A 14,417-nucleotide genomic window follows, 5' to 3' on the forward strand; every position below is an offset into this window, starting at 1 on the left:
CAGGTACGCTCCCGTCGGGGGTGGTCCATGAGCACCGTGCAGACGTCGGCGCCACGTGGGTGGCTGGTGGTGGCCACCGTGCTGGGGGCGGCTCACGCCGGGATCAGCCTGCTCTGGCTGCTCGGCTCGACCTGGCTGCTCGACACGGTCGGCGAGCCGTTCGTGTCGTGGGGCACCGACCGGGGCGCCGGCGTGCTCGCGGCGCTGGCTGCGGTCGTGGTCGCCAAGCTCGTCGTCGTGGCGCTGGTCGCCGTCGCGGTGCTGCACGGCCGGTTCCGCCGCCCGGCCGCCCTCGCCACCGGGGCGCTGCTGGTCTACGGGGCACTCATGACCGTCGGCAACGCGGCCGTGGCCCTCGACCTGATCAGCCCCTCCGACAGCGCCGACCTCAGGGCGATCCGCTGGCACGCTGCGCTCTGGGACCCGTGGTTCGCCCTCTGGGGCGCAGCCGGACTTCTCGCGCTCCGGGCGACACGTCGCTCCCGCACCACGACCTGACGCCCGAACCGAGGGTCCGGCCCGGGCTCACCCGACGACGTCGACCAGGGCGTCGGCGGTCTCGGCGAGCTGGTGGTCGGTCACCGCCACCCCGAAGGTGAAGCGCAGCGCCGTCTGCGCCACCTCGCGCTCCAGACCCATGGCCGTCAGCACGTGGCTGGGCTCGTCGCTGCCCGCGTGGCAGGCCGAGCCGCTGGAGCACACGATGCCGCGCCGCTCGAGGTCCAGCAGGACCGACTCCCCCGACCGGCCGGGCAGCACGAAGGACGCGTGGCCGGGCAGCCGCGACGTGGGGTGGCCGGTGAGACGCGCACCGGGGACGCCGGCCAGCACGGCCGCGACGAAGCGGTCACGGCGCGCCGCGACCTCCTCGGCCGTCGACGGGCCGCCACGAGCCAGGCGCAGGGCAGCAGCCAGACCCACCGCGCCGGGCACGTCCTCGGTACCTGACCGTCGCCCGTCCTGCTGACCTCCGCCGTGCACGAGCGGCTCGAACCGCGTGCCCCGCCGGACCCACAGCACGCCCGCGCCCTTCGGACCGCCCAGCTTGTGGGCCGACAGGCTGAGCGCCTGCACGTTCAGCCGAGTGACGTCGACGTCGAGCCAGGCAGCCGACTGCACGGCGTCGGTGTGGAACGGGACACCACGCTCTGCGGCGACGGCGGCCAGGTCCGCGACCGGCTGGACCGTGCCGACCTCGTTGTTCGCGTGCTGCACGCTGACCAGGGTCGTGTCGTCGCGCAGGGCGGCCGCAAGCACGCCGGGGTCGACCGCGCCGTGCTCGTCGACGTCGAGGAGCGTGACGTCGTACCCGATGCGTCCTAGCCAGAGCGCCGACTCCAGCACGGCCGGGTGCTCGACCGCGCTGACCACGACGTGCCTCCCCCGCGGCTGCGCCAGGCAGATCCCCTTCACGGCGGTGTTCGCGGACTCGGTCCCACCCGACGTGAACGTGACCTCGCCCGGCCGCGCCCCCAGCGACACGGCGACGTCGGCGCGAGCCTGCTCGAGCCCGGCACGAGCCGCCTCCCCGAGCTCGTGGTGGCTCGACGGGTTGCCGAACGCAGGCCCGAGGTACGGGCCCATCGCGGCGAGGACGTCGCGGCGCAACGGTGTCGTGGCCGCCTCGTCGAGATAGATCATGGTGCTGTTCCAGCCGCCCACGGCCCGGCACCCCCGCCGGGCGCGACGTCGAGGTCCAGCCCCAGGTCGAGCGCGCGGACGGAGTGCGTTAGCGCCCCGACGCTGATCACGTCGACCCCCGTCCGTGCGACCTCGCCGATCGTCTCGAGCGTGATGCCACCGCTGGCCTCCACGATCGCGCGGCCGGCGACGAGAGCGACTCCCTCGCGCAGCTCGTCGAGGGTGAAGTTGTCGAGCATGATCGTGTCGACCCCACCCGCCAGGACGGCCTCCACCTGGTCGAGCCGGTCCACCTCGACCTCCACGTGCATGGTGTGCGGGAGGGTCGCGCGCGCCGCCCGGACGGCCGCCGTGACGTCCGGGACGAGCGCGAGGTGGTTGTCCTTGGCCATCACCGCGTCCGAGAGCGAGAAGCGGTGGTTGTGGCCGCCCCCGCAGCGCACCGCGTGCCGCTCCAACGCGCGCAGGCCAGGCGTGGTCTTGCGCGTGTCGACGACGCGCACGTCGGTGCCGGAGACGGCCTCGACGTAGCGCGAGGTGAGCGTGGCGATCCCGCTCATCCGCTGCACCAGGTTGAGCGCGACCCGCTCCCCCTGCAGGACCGCCCGCGCCGGGCCCTGCACGCGCGCCAGGACGTCGCCGGCGGCGAACCGTTCACCGTCGGCCACCAGCAGCTCGACGACGACCCGGGGGTCCACGGTCGTGAACGTCTGCCGGAGCACGTCGGTACCGGCCAGGACGCCCGGCTCCCGCGCCACGACGGACCCGCGCGCCACGGCCTCGGCCGGGACGAAGACCTGGGACGTGACGTCGCCGAAGGGCGCGTCCTCCGCGAGCGCCATGTCGACGACGCGCTGCACCTGCTCCCGGCTCAGCACGGCACCGACTCCCGCGCCCCGGCGATCAGCAGGCGCGCCGTCGGGAGGACGACGGCACTGTGCCGGGCCTGCGTCGGGTCGGTGCCGGGGGCGTCGGTGCGGTGGTGGCCGCCCCGCGACTCGCGTCGTGCCAGCGCCGACGCCACGACGGCCGCGCCCACGACGTGCAGGTTCGCGTCCTCGACCGCCTTCACGTCGGCACCCGGCGGGACGGCGCCGGCGCCGATCAGCGCCGAGGCCCGCTCGAGGCCCGCCGCGTCCCGGCTGAGGCCGGCGGTCTCCCACAGCAGCTGCTGCAGGTCGGCGCGCTCGAGCGGCTCGGTCGTGGCCGCCGACGGCACCTCGACCGGTGCGGCCCACTCGGCGTCGAACGTCTCCTGGGGCGCCGCACCGAGGACGGCCTCGACCACACGCCGACCGAAGACCGCACCCTCGAGCAGGGAGTTCGAGGCGAGCCGGTTCGCACCGTGCACACCGGTGCAGGCCACCTCGCCGACGGCGTACAGACCCGGCAGCGACGTACGCCCCCACAGGTCGGTCCGGACCCCACCCATGAAGTAGTGCGCCGCGGGCGACACGGGGACGGGCTCGGCCCCCCAGTCCAGCCCGTGGGACCGGACCATGGCGTCGATGGTCGGGAACCTGCGGGCCAGGAAGGCGGTCCCGAGCGCCGTCGCGTCGAGCAGGACGGGCAGGCCACCCTGGCGCGCCATCTGCGCGGCGATCCCTCGAGCCACCACGTCGCGCGGGGCGAGCTCGGCGTCGGGATGCACGTCGGTCATGAACCGGTGGCCGTCCACGGAGCGCAGCACCGCGCCCTCGCCCCGCACCGCCTCGGACACGAGCGGGCTGCCCGGCACGGCGAGCGCCGTGGGGTGGAACTGGTAGAACTCCAGGTCCGACGCGACCGCGCCGGCCCGCAGCGCCATCGCCAGACCGTCACCCGTCGCGACCGCTGGGTTGGTGGTGAAGGGGTAGAGCTGCCCCGCGCCCCCCGTGGCGAGCACCACGGCGTCGGCGGGCAGGACCGTGCCGTCGAGGAGACGCAGACCGCAGACCCGTCCCTGCGTCAGCTGCAGGTCGACGGCCAACGTGTGCTCGCGCACCTCGATGCCGGCGGCGCGGACCCGCGCCACGAGCGCCTCGGAGATGGCCGCGCCGGTGGCGTCGCCCCCTGCGTGGAGGATGCGCGCGTGCGAGTGCGCAGCCTCCAGGCCGCGCGCGAGGTCGCCCGCGTCGACGTCGAACAGCACGCCCCGGCGCATCAGACCCGCGACGGCCTCGGGACCGTCGGCGCACAGCACCTGCACGGCGTCGTCGTCGGAGAGTCCCGCACCTGCCGCGAGGGTGTCGGCCACGTGCGAGGCGACCGAGTCGCCCGCATCGGTCACGACCGCAACGCCGCCCTGGGCCCACGCCGTGTTGCTGGTCCCGAGGGCGGCCTTGGTGACGAGGGTGACCTCGACCCCGTCGCGGGCGTCGGCCTCCAGCGCAGCGGTCAGCCCCGCCACGCCACTGCCGACCACGACCACGCGGGTCATGTCAGGCGTCCTTCGGGAGTGCGGCGAGCATGCGCTCGAGGGCGACCTTGGCGTGCGTCGCGACCTCGTCGTCGACGACGATCTCGTTGCGCACCTCGCCCTCGAGCAGGCCGTCGAGGACCCACGCCAGGTAGCCGGGGTGGATCCGGTACATCGTCGAGCAGGGGCAGACCACGGGGTCGAGGCAGAAGATCGTGCGGTCGGGGTGCTCGGCGGCGAGCCGGTTGACCAGGTTGACCTCGGTGCCGATCGCGATCACGTCGCCCGGCTCGCTCGCGGCGACGAACTTCCGGATGAAGTCGGTGGAGCCGGCCGCGTCGGCGGCGTCGACGACGGGCATCGGGCACTCGGGGTGCACCACGACCTTGACCCCGGGGTGCTCCGCGCGCGCCTTCTCGATCTGCGCGACGGTGAACCGCTTGTGTACGGAGCAGAATCCGTGCCAGAGCAGCACCTTCGCGTCCTGGAGCACCTCGGCGGTGTTGCCGCCGAGCGCCTTGCGCGGGTTCCACATCGGCATCTGCTCGAGCGGTACGCCCATCGCCTTGGCGGTGTTGCGGCCGAGGTGCTGGTCGGGGAAGAACAGCACCCGGTGCGCCCGCTCGAACGCCCACTCCAGCACGGTCGACGCGTTGGACGACGTGCACACGATGCCGCCGTGGCGTCCGCAGAACGCCTTGAGGGCGGCGGAGGAGTTCATGTAGGTGACGGGGAGGACGGGCAGCTTGCCGTCGGCGTCGGGGCCCATGCCCGTGACCGGGTCGGCGTAGAGGGCCTCGAGCTCCTCCCACGCCCCTTCGACGGAGTCCTCGTCGGCCATGTCGGCCATGGAGCAGCCGGCGGCGAGGTTGGGCAGGATCACGCGCTGGCCGGGACCAGCCAGGATGTCGGCGGTCTCGGCCATGAAGTGCACGCCGCAGAACACGATCGTCTCCGCGTCCGGACGGGTGAGGGCGGCGTTGGCCAGCTGGAAGGAGTCACCGACGAAGTCGGCGTGCTGCACCACCTCGTCGCGCTGGTAGAAGTGCCCCAGGACGACCAGCCGGTCCCCCAGCGCCTCCTTGGCGGCGCGGATGCGCTCGTGCAGCTCCGGCTCGGCCATCCGCTGGTAGGCCGCGGGCAGCTGACCCGGACGTACGACCGGCTCGGGGATCGTGTCGCCCTCGGAGGCCCCGGGGCCGTAGCCCGGGACGAGGTCGAAGACCCAGGGGCCCTCGGCCAGCTCGGTGTCGCACGAGTCGGCCGGGCGGGCCGAGATCGCGTCGTGGACGGAACCACCGGGAGCGGGGACGAATGAGGTGGTCATCGGTTCTCCTCGAGGTGTCCGGCGCGTCGGTAGAGCGCCGGAGGTCGGTGGCTCGTACCCGTCAGGTGCGAGCCGGTGGGGACGACGGTGCCGCTCGCCAGGACCTGGCGGCGAAAGTTGGCGGGGTCGAGCGGCCGGCCGAGCACGGCCTCGTGCACGGCACGGAGGTCCGCCAGCGTGAACTCGGGCGTGAGGAACGCGAAGGCGATCGGCGAGTAGGTGATCTTGGCCCGCAGCCGGTCGAGCGCGTAGCCGAGGATCGCGTCGTGGTCGAAGGCAAGTCCCTCGACCTCGTCGGCCACGACCCACTCGACGTTCTCGCCGTCGGTGGCGCGCGCGTCCTCGTCGGGGCGCACGAGCGCCCAGTAGACGATCGAGACGACCCGGTCGGCCGGGGACCGGTCGACCGCGCCGAAGGAGTACAGCTGCTCGAGGTACCCGGGCGTGAGTCCGGTGGTCCGCTCCAGGGTGTGCCGCGCCGACGCGGCGAGGTCCTCGTCGGGCTCGAGCGGGCCGCCCGGGAGCGCCCACAGGCCTTCGTACGGCTCGCGGATCCGCCGCACCAGCGGCAGCCAGAGCGTGGTGCTGCCGGTGGTCGGGTGCGGACGCAGCGCGAAGATCACCGTCGAGACGGCCAGGCTCACCTGGTCGCTCGCGAGCAGGTCCGGTGTCGTCGTCATGGTCCGCCTCCCTTCAGGTACTTCTGACCCTAAGCCCCTCTTATGGTCAGGTCAACCCGAAGTCGGTGTGGTGTGCGTCCCTGGGGTGGGGACAGGATGAGTGCATGGAGATCCGCCGCCTGACCGACGACGACACCGCAGCCATGCGTCCCTTGTTCGTGGAGGCGTTCGGGGCGTTCGACCCCCCGGAGCCGCCGGTCGCGATCCACGCCCCGGGCAAGACCTGGTGGGGTGCGTTCGTCGCTGGACGCCTCGTGGCCACCGCGCTCGACCGTGCCTACGACTCGTGGTTCGGGGGCACGCTGGTGTCGACGGCCGGCATCGGCGGGGTGACGATCACGGCCGAGCACCGCGGCAGCGGCATCCTCACGCCGCTGCTGACGACGCTGCTCGACGCCGCGCGGGAACGTGGCGCCCTGGTCTCCACCCTCTACGCCACCTCCCCCGGCATCTACCGGCGCCTCGGGTACGAGAACGTCACCACCCTCGACGACGTCCGCGTGCCCACCGGGGCGCTCGCTGCCGGCGGCACCACGTCGGTGCGCCGTGCCGACGAGTCCGACGCCGAGGCCATCCGTGCCGTGCACGACCGGGTCGTCTCTCGCGGCAACGGCCCGCTCCAGCGTCGTGGACCCTTGTTCGCCGAGGCCCCCACGCTCCGGGTCAGCGGCGTGACCGTGGCCGAGCGCGACGGCGTGGTCGTCGGCTACACGTCGTGGGACCGCGGTCGTGGGTACGCCGCCGACGGCGAGCTGCGGGTGTGGGACCTCGTGGCCGACGACGAGGACGCCCTGCGCTCGCTCATGACGCTGCTCTCGACGTTCGGGTCGGTCACGCCGAACGTGCTGCTCCGCTCCAGTGGCATCCCGGCGTGGCAGCACCTGATGCGGGTCGCGCACCCCACCCCCGTCACGTCGACGCCCTACGCCCTCGCCGTGCTCGATCCGGCGGCCCTCGCGCTCCCTCGCGTGCATCCCGGCATCGGCGCGCGCCTGCCGTTCGTGGTCGAGGGCCGACCGCACACCCTCGTCCTGGCCGACGGTTCGGGTCGGCTCGAGGACGGCGACGGGAGCGGCCGCTCGTTCACCCGCGGTGGGCTGGCCCTGACCTTCGCGGGGGCGCAGACGTCGGCGGCGTTGCGCGCCCTGGGCCACGTGGGCGGTGACGACGCCGACGACGTCACGTGGGACCTGCTGTTCTCACGCGGGCCGGTGACGGTGCACGACTACTTCTGAGCACCCGGCCGTCGGGCTCGTCGAGGCGCCCTGCGCAGGGAGTCCCTCAGTCAGCAGACCCCGTCGTACCGCTTCGGCACGTCGAGGCCGAAGTACGGCCGCAGGCGCAGGCCCACCCAGGTGCCGGCGAGCGCGACGAGGCCCCAGATCCAGCCCGACAGGCTGCCGGTGGAGATGCCACCGAGGTAGGCGCCGATGTTGCAGCCCGACGCGAGCCGCGCACCGATCCCCAGCAGGACGCCACCGATCAGCGAGGCCAGGACCTGCCTCGTCGCGAACCGGTGCCGCAGGGAGTAGGTACCGGCCAGCGTCGCGGCGAGGGCGGCCCCGACCACGATGCCGATGTTGGTGAGCGAGTTCTTGTCCGCGAGCACCGACCCCGAGAGCTGGGCGGCCTGGTCGGGCTGCTGCCAGAAGGTCCAGGTCTCGGGGTGGGCCCCGACCAGCTGGAGGAGCTTGGCGCCCCACAGCGCGAACGCACTGGTGATGCCCCAGATGCCGCCGGAGACCCACAGCACGCCGGCCGCGAGGACGGCCAGCACCACCGCGCCGACGTACGGCGACCAGGAGCCGCGCACCACGCGTGCCGCACCCTGGGCCGTCGGAGGCGGCGAGGTGGGCGGCGGGTTGCGACGGGCCTGCACGACCCGGGTCCCCCACACCACGAGCGCGAGCGCTCCGATCGTGAGCACCCACGCGCCCAGGTAGCCGACGTGGTCCTGCAGGACGATGGGGTCCCACGCCGGCAGGTCGTCGACGAGGTCGTACTGCCACGTGTAGAGCACCGACCCGACGACGAACCCGAAGAGGGTCACGAGGATGCTGCTCTGGCCCGACCCGACGGCGAACAGCGTGCCCGACGCGCACGCGCCGCCCAGCTGCATCCCGATGCCGAACAGGAACGAGCCGAGCACGAGCCCCACGCCGATCGGGCCCTCGACGCCCGCCGGGGTGGTGCCGAACAGCCCGGACCCTGACGCGAGCAGCAGAAGCCCCAGTGTGGCCGCCGTGCCGAGGAGCAGCGAGTGCGCGCGGACGCCCGCCCCGTTGCCGACGGCGACCAGCTGGCGCCAGCCCGACGTGAAGCCGAAGCGCGCGTGGAACAGCGCCGCTCCGAGCCCGAGACCCAGCGCGAGCAGCACGGCCTTCTGCGTGCCGTGCTGGGTCTGGACGACCGCGAGCAGCACGACGGCGAGCACCCCGGCGGCCACCGCCGGTCCGCGCTGCAGTGGAGGTGCCGGCGGCGCGGGTGGGGTGGGGACCCGGGTACGGGCGGGGCTGAGGAGGGTGGCCATGTCCTCGACGCTACGTCCGGCGGAGTCGACCGCCGGTCGGTTCTCGCTCCCTGAGATCGCTCGGCAGGGCCGACGTGACGTCGATCACCGGAAGTCGCGGGACCGGTGAGGACCGATGGTCGAGGCCGCCTCGGGGTACAGCACCTCCACCCGCTCGATCCGCTCGGCCCGCAGGTTGGTGGCACCCTCCACGTTCTCGACCACACCGCGCACGACCACGCCCGCCGCGTTCTGCAGGACCCGCCGGTGCCGCTTCCAGACGTCGGCGAAGACCACCACGTTGAGCATGCCCGTCTCGTCCTCCAGGTTCAGGAACGTGACGCCCGAGGCGGTGTAGGGGCGCTGCTTGTGGGTGATCAGCCCCGCCACCCGGACCCGACGCCCGGTGCCCAGGTCGGGGCAGTCCTGCACCGCCAGCACCTCCTCGGCGCGCAGCAGCGGTCGCAGGTGCACGAACGGATGCTCCGTGGGCGAGATGCGGGTGGCCCACAGGTCGGCGGTGGTCAGCTCGACGTCGCTCATGCCGGGCAGCATCGGAGGTGGCGCCTGCACCGCCGTGCCCGCCAGCAGGTCGGGGGCGTCGGTGTAGCCCGCGTTCCAGAGCGCCTGACGGCGGCTGATCCCGAACACGTCGAACGCCCCGGCCGTGGCGAGGGCCTCCATCTGCGGGACCGACAGCCCGGTACGTCGCACGACGTCGGCCATGTCGACGAACGGACCGTCGGCTCGCGCCGCCACCACCCGCTCGGCGTCGGCCTCACCGATGCCCTGGACCTCGGTGAGGCCGAGGCGCACGGCGTGGTGGCCGTCGCGGCGGTGCCCGGCCAGCCGCGCCTGCAGCTCCGTCCGGCCCTCGGTGTCGTCGAAGTCGCCTGCCGGCGGCTGCACCCGGTGCGTGCACCCGTCGAGGCCGGTGCTGGTCCGCCGCCCACGGCCCGGCGCGTCGTCGATGACCTCCAGGTCGGCATGGACCTGTGAGCGGGCGATGCAGGGCCGCCGCGCCTCGACGCCGTGGCGCCGCGCGTCGGCGGTGAGGGACTGCGGGGAGTAGAAGCCCATCGGCTGGGAGCGCAGCAGCGCCGCGAGGAACGCCGCCGGCGCGTGCAGCTTGAGCCAGCTGCTGGCGTACACGAGCAGCCCGAAGCTCAACGCGTGGCTCTCGGCGAAGCCGAAGTTCGCGAACGCCTGGATGCGGGCGTAGATGCCGTCGGCCACCTCCCCCGTGATGCCGTGGCGCTCCATGCCGGCATAGAGCTTCTCCCGCAGCCGCTCGATGCGCTCGGTGCCGCGCTTGGACCCCATGGCCCGACGCAGCAGGTCGGCGTCGTCGCCCGTGCAGTCACCCACCGCCATGGCGATCTGCATGAGCTGCTCCTGGAACAGCGGCACCCCGAGGGTGCGCGCCAGCACCGGCTCCAGCAACGGGTGGATGAACTCGACCGGCTCCTTGCCCGTGCGGCGACGGATGTACGGGTGCACGGCGCCGCCCTGGATCGGACCGGGCCGGATGAGCGCGATCTCGATGACGAGGTCGTAGTACGAACGAGGACGCAGACGGGGCAGCGTGCCGATCTGGGCACGGCTCTCGACCTGGAAGACCCCGACGGAGTCGGCCAGGCAGAGCATGTCGAAGACCGCCGGCTCCTCCTTGGGGATCGACGCGAGGTCCCACTGCTCCCCCGTGTGCTCGGCGAGCAGGTCGAACGTGCGCTGGATCGCGCCGAGCATCCCGAGGCCCAGCAGGTCGAACTTGACCAGACCCATCCACGCGCAGTCGTCCTTGTCCCACTGCACGACGGTGCGCTTGTCCATCCGCGCCCGCTCGATCGGCACGACCTCGCCCACCGGGCGCTCGGTGAGCACCATCCCGCCGGAGTGGATGCCCAGGTGCCGCGGGGTCTTCAGCAGCTGCTCGGCGAGCTCACCGACCAGCGGTGGCAACGGGCTCTCCTCGGGCGTCTCGACCGCACGCCACGACTCGATGCTCTTGCTCCACGCGTCCTGCTGGCCCACGGAGTAGCCCAGCGCCTTCGCGACGTCGCGGACCGCCGAGCGCGGTTGGTAGCTGATGACGTTGGCCACCTGGGCGGCGTTGCGGCGTCCGAACGTGTCGTAGACCCACTGGATCACCTCCTCGCGGCGACCTGCGTCGAAGTCGACGTCGATGTCGGGCTCCTCGTCGCGCGTGGCGGCCAGGAACCGCTCGAACGGCAGGTCGTAGAACATCGAGTCGACGGCCGTGATGCGCAGGGCGTAGCAGACCGCGGAGTTGGCCGCAGAGCCCCGGCCCTGGCACAGGATCCCGCGCCGCCGGGCCTCGGCCACGATGTCGTGGACGATGAGGAAGTAGCCGCAGAACCCCTTGGCCTCGATGACCGCCAGCTCCTGGCGCAGCCGCTCCTCGGCGCGGTCGCGGTCGTGGGCGTACAGGTCGTCGGCGCCCCGCCTCACCAGCTCACGCAGCCACTCCATGGGGGTGTACCCGTCCGGGACGTCGGTCTGCGGCAGCCGCGGCGCCGCACGACGCAGGTCGAAGGCAGCGCCCCGGGCCACCTCGACCGACCGCGCCACGGCTCCCGGGTAGCGCGCGAAGCGTGCCTGCATCTCCTCGCCCGAGCGCAGGTAGGCCTGCCCGGAGGCGGCCAGCCAGCCGTCCATCTCGGCGAGGCTGCGCCGGGCGCGCACGGCGGCCATGGCCTGGGCCAGCCGGGTGCGCGACGGCACGGCGGCGTGCACGTTGCCGGTGGCCACCACCGGCAGGGCGTGCTCGACGGCCAGGGCCGCGAGCACGTCGTTGGTGGCCGAGTCGGTGGGACCGCCGTGGTCGGTGAGCTCGACGTCGACGGCGTCGGCACCGAACAGGTCGACCAGCCGTCCCAGCGCGCGCGACGCATCGGCCGGCCCACCGGTCGCGAGCGCCTGCCGGACGAAGCCCTTGCGGCAGCCCGTGAGCACGTGCCAGTGCCCTCGGCCCTGCTCGGCGAGCCGCTCGAGGTCGTAGACCGGCCTGCCCTTCTCGTCGCCCGCGAGCTGCGCCTCGGTGATGGCCGCGGCCAGCCGGTGATAGCCCTCCACCCCTCGGGCGAGCACGAGCAGGTGGCTGCCCTCCGGGTCCGCGGCACCCAGCTGGGGCGCGGTCAGGCCCAGCGACAGCTCGGCCCCGAACACCGTGTCCAGACCGGGGTGCTCGGCGGCGGCCTCGGCGAAGCGGGCCACGCCGTAGAAGCCGTCGTGGTCGGTGAGCGCGAGCGCCTCCAGCCCCAGGGAGCTCGCCTGCTCGACCAGCACCTCCGGTGCACTCGCGCCGTCGAGGAAGCTGAAGTCGCTGTGGCAGTGCAGCTCGGCGTACGGGACGGTATCGATCTGCCGCCCACTCCCCGGCGCATCGGGTGGCGCCTCGTACCGCGCCCGCTTGCGGCTGAACGCCGGCCCGTCTCCCCCGTCGGGGAAGCGGCCGTCGACCGGGTCGGGGCGCAGGTCGTCGCGGCCCTCGCTCGGCAGCGCGTGGGCGGGCCGGCCGGAGAGCCGGGCCTCCAGCTCGCGCCACGGGACGTCGGGGTTGTTCCAGCCCATCAGCGCTCCACGGGCTCGTGCACGTCAGTCATAGCGGGCCTCGGTCCACCAGGTGCCGTTCTCGACGACCATGAGCCAGGCCGTGCCGTCGACCCCGACCACCTGGAAGCGCGCCACCCGACGGGCTGCCGCCTCGTCCCACCACAGCTCGTCGACCGGCCACGGGCCCGCCCAGGACGCCACGGGACGCCAGTCCTCGTCGCCGGCGGCACGGAACCGGACGGGGTCGCAGCTGATCGCTCCCCGCCCGTCGACCCCGACGACCCGGTCGCCGGGGCCGACCACCTGGGCCGGACGCGGTGACGCGTACACCGTGGCCGGTGCCGGCGGTGGCACGGAGCCCGGCCAGGGAGCCCCCACGGCACGCGCCGGCTGGGTCTGCTCGCCCCACGGCGCGAGCAGACGCCGGGCCGACGGCGAGCGGCCACCCTGCACCCGGGCGGCGAGCACCCCCTCGTGACCGACGAGACCCTGCACCCGGGCGATGCCGCGCTCGACGCGGTCGTCCTCCTGCGCCGTCGCCGCACCCCGGCCACCGGGCCCGAAGAGGGCGGGTGCGTGCTCGCCGACGGGCGCGACGCTCTCGGGCACGAGCCGGACCGCGCCGACCGGTCCCGGCAGCGGACCGCCCTGCAGCTGCCAGCGCACCCGGTCGACGACGTCGACCGCACCGAACCAGCGCGGGTGGACCCACCGACGGGTGGACGCCACCTGGTCGTCGACCTCCACCTCGATCCCGAGCGCGGTGCACACCAGGCCGTGGTCGGCCAGGCGCGCGACGAACCGTTCGGCGATCGACCGCAGGCTGAACGCCACCGTCTCGGAGCTGGAGACCGGCGGCTCGAGGGTGAGGATCCCGCCCAGCTCGGGAGGCACCTCACGCCGGGCGAGGAGCCGAGGGTCCTGGCCCGAGGCCAGGCGGTGCAGGAGGGCACCGTGGGTGCCGAACCGGGTGTGCACGTCGGACGCGGGCAGGGCCGCCAGGTGCGCGAGCGTGGTCAGGCCCATGCGACGCAGCAGGCTCACCACCTCCGGCGCCTCGAGCGTCTCGACCGGCAGCGGAGCCAGGAACGCGGCGTCGGCACCGGGCTCGACCACGTGGACCCCTTGCGGCACCGCACGGCGGGCGGCCTGCTCGGCCGCGAAGAGGCCGTCGGCCACCCCGAGCCGCACGTCCCACACCGCCAGCGAGACGACCCGCTCGGCGACGACGGCCGCCGCCTCCTCCTCACCCCCGTAGAACCGGGCCGGCACGGGCAGCGCGCACAGTCCCGGCCGTAGCGGCGTGACGGCGGGGCTGAGCTCCTCGACGCCCAGCAGCACCTCCTCGAAGGCCCGGGCCTCGACCTCCGGGCGGTGGTCGGCGAGCGCGAGCTCGGGGCACCGCGCCTGCGCGTCACGACGCCGCATGCCGCGGCGCACGCCCTCCACCCGGGCGGCGTGGTTGCAGGCCAGCACCTGGCCGCCGTCCATGACCGCGCCGGGGACGTCGCGCGGCAGGTCCGGCAGAGCGGCCCGCACGGGCCAGTCAGGGCACCAGAGCACGAGCGTCCTCATCCTGCGCTCCTGACGAACGCGGGGCTCCTCACGATGGCGGGAACCCCGGTGGCCGGGGGCGCCGCGAGCTGTGGGCGCACAGGTCGCACGGTCAGGTCGTCGGCCGGCAGGAGGAGGTCGCGGGTCCGACTCGGAGCAGTGCCACGGTGCACGGTCACGGTGGCCTCACGCGCCCTCAGGTGGCCGTAACCCGCCCCCACCCCCGCCCAGCGCGTGGTCGCGAGGGTGAGCCGGGCGTCGCACCGGGGCCAGACGCCCCACGGCACCAGCACGCAGCCCTGCTTGCGCAGCCGGGCACCGAGGCGGGCGGCGTCGCCCTCACCGACGGCGGACGGCGGCCGCACCACCACGAGGCCGACGACGTCGACGAGGGCGGCGGTGACCTCCAGCCACCGGTCCTGCGGGTCCGGCACGAACACGGTGCGGTGCGGGTCGACCCCCATGGCCACGGCGGCCTCGACCCCGAGGTCGGGCGCGCCCACGACCGCGGACCACGTGCCGGCCGCCGACGGGCCGGCCATGAGCAGCAGCGCGAGGCTGGCTGCGTCGACGCCGTAGACCCCACCGGTCTCGAGGCTCAGCAGGCCTTCGAGGGCCGGGTGCGTGGGCACCGCCTGCCGTGCGGGCGCGCCCTGCATCCGCTCGACCTCGCGCCGCAGCTCGGCGACGACCTCGAGGGCTGGACGGGCTGCGGACACCTACCCATGATCG

The 14,417-nt window shown here is 74.1% G+C and carries 11 protein-coding genes; 2 read left to right on the plus strand and 9 right to left on the minus strand.

Annotation, left to right across the window (positions count from 1 at the left end; genetic code table 11):
• Positions 1-27 precede the first annotated feature (27 nt).
• On the plus strand, positions 28-498 hold the full coding sequence (locus ASF37_RS02730; protein ID WP_055967120.1) for a DUF3995 domain-containing protein: 471 nt from the start codon (positions 28-30) through the stop codon (positions 496-498).
• Between the two features lie 27 nt (positions 499-525).
• Here ASF37_RS02730 and ASF37_RS02735 read toward each other — a convergent pair whose 3' ends face one another.
• From ASF37_RS02735 to ASF37_RS02755, 5 genes are read right to left on the minus strand one after another with little or no spacing between them, the layout of a single operon-like run.
• Complete coding sequence (locus ASF37_RS02735; RefSeq protein ID WP_055968522.1) at positions 526-1,641, minus strand: cysteine desulfurase family protein; 1,116 nt, start codon at positions 1,639-1,641, stop codon at positions 526-528.
• On the minus strand, positions 1,638-2,519 hold the full coding sequence (gene nadC, locus ASF37_RS02740; RefSeq protein WP_056554019.1) for a carboxylating nicotinate-nucleotide diphosphorylase: 882 nt from the start codon (positions 2,517-2,519) through the stop codon (positions 1,638-1,640). Before nadC ends, ASF37_RS02735 begins: the two co-directional genes overlap by 4 nt.
• On the minus strand, positions 2,513-4,060 hold the full coding sequence (nadB, locus tag ASF37_RS02745; protein ID WP_056579019.1) for an L-aspartate oxidase: 1,548 nt from the start codon (positions 4,058-4,060) through the stop codon (positions 2,513-2,515). Before nadB ends, nadC begins: the two co-directional genes overlap by 7 nt.
• Position 4,061: 1 nt before the next feature.
• Entirely contained in the window at positions 4,062-5,366 is a 1,305-nt protein-coding gene (gene nadA / locus ASF37_RS02750; RefSeq protein ID WP_082506348.1) for a quinolinate synthase NadA, read from the minus strand.
• Positions 5,363-6,046 (minus strand): NUDIX domain-containing protein, encoded by a 684-nt coding sequence (locus ASF37_RS02755; protein WP_055967111.1) that lies wholly within the window; start codon positions 6,044-6,046, stop codon positions 5,363-5,365. Before ASF37_RS02755 ends, nadA begins: the two co-directional genes overlap by 4 nt.
• A 104-nt stretch (positions 6,047-6,150) precedes the next feature.
• Between ASF37_RS02755 and eis the strand changes: the two genes are divergently transcribed.
• The gene (eis, locus tag ASF37_RS02760; RefSeq protein WP_056576760.1) at positions 6,151-7,281 is read left to right on the plus strand and encodes an enhanced intracellular survival protein Eis; all 1,131 of its coding nucleotides are present in this window, start codon (positions 6,151-6,153) and stop codon (positions 7,279-7,281) included.
• A gap of 50 nt (positions 7,282-7,331) precedes the next feature.
• On the opposite strand, the gene ASF37_RS02765 is transcribed toward eis, so the two are convergent.
• The 4 genes from ASF37_RS02765 to ASF37_RS02780 form a co-directional block, all read right to left on the minus strand.
• Positions 7,332-8,576, minus strand: a complete 1,245-nt coding sequence (locus ASF37_RS02765; protein ID WP_055967106.1) for a YeeE/YedE family protein — start codon at positions 8,574-8,576, stop codon at positions 7,332-7,334.
• Positions 8,577-8,660: 84 nt separating this feature from the next.
• Positions 8,661-12,149, minus strand: coding sequence for an error-prone DNA polymerase (locus ASF37_RS02770; RefSeq protein WP_056579021.1), 3,489 nt, complete (start codon positions 12,147-12,149; stop codon positions 8,661-8,663).
• Positions 12,150-12,173: 24 nt separating this feature from the next.
• Positions 12,174-13,706 carry a DNA polymerase Y family protein gene (locus tag ASF37_RS02775; protein ID WP_055967101.1) on the minus strand — a complete coding sequence of 511 codons (1,533 nt, stop codon included), beginning with the start codon at positions 13,704-13,706 and terminating at the stop codon, positions 12,174-12,176.
• The gene (locus tag ASF37_RS02780) at positions 13,703-14,404 is read right to left on the minus strand and encodes a hypothetical protein (protein WP_235499939.1); all 702 of its coding nucleotides are present in this window, start codon (positions 14,402-14,404) and stop codon (positions 13,703-13,705) included. Before ASF37_RS02780 ends, ASF37_RS02775 begins: the two co-directional genes overlap by 4 nt.
• Positions 14,405-14,417: the final 13 nt, after the last annotated feature.

The organism is Aeromicrobium sp. Leaf289 (assembly GCF_001423335.1).
In the GTDB taxonomy this organism is placed as follows: Bacteria; Actinomycetota; Actinomycetes; order Propionibacteriales; family Nocardioidaceae; genus Aeromicrobium.

Coding starts and splice junctions, on each gene's coding strand:
- ASF37_RS02775 (WP_055967101.1), bottom strand. CDS start 13,706: ATGAGGACGCTCGTGCTCTGGTGCCCTGACTGGCCCGTGCGGGCCGCT.
- nadA (WP_082506348.1), bottom strand. CDS start 5,366: ATGACCACCTCATTCGTCCCCGCTCCCGGTGGTTCCGTCCACGACGCG.
- ASF37_RS02730 (WP_055967120.1), top strand. CDS start 28: ATGAGCACCGTGCAGACGTCGGCGCCACGTGGGTGGCTGGTGGTGGCC.
- ASF37_RS02755 (WP_055967111.1), bottom strand. CDS start 6,046: ATGACGACGACACCGGACCTGCTCGCGAGCGACCAGGTGAGCCTGGCC.
- eis (WP_056576760.1), top strand. CDS start 6,151: ATGGAGATCCGCCGCCTGACCGACGACGACACCGCAGCCATGCGTCCC.
- ASF37_RS02735 (WP_055968522.1), bottom strand. CDS start 1,641: ATGATCTATCTCGACGAGGCGGCCACGACACCGTTGCGCCGCGACGTC.
- ASF37_RS02765 (WP_055967106.1), bottom strand. CDS start 8,576: ATGGCCACCCTCCTCAGCCCCGCCCGTACCCGGGTCCCCACCCCACCC.
- nadB (WP_056579019.1), bottom strand. CDS start 4,060: ATGACCCGCGTGGTCGTGGTCGGCAGTGGCGTGGCGGGGCTGACCGCT.
- ASF37_RS02770 (WP_056579021.1), bottom strand. CDS start 12,149: ATGGGCTGGAACAACCCCGACGTCCCGTGGCGCGAGCTGGAGGCCCGG.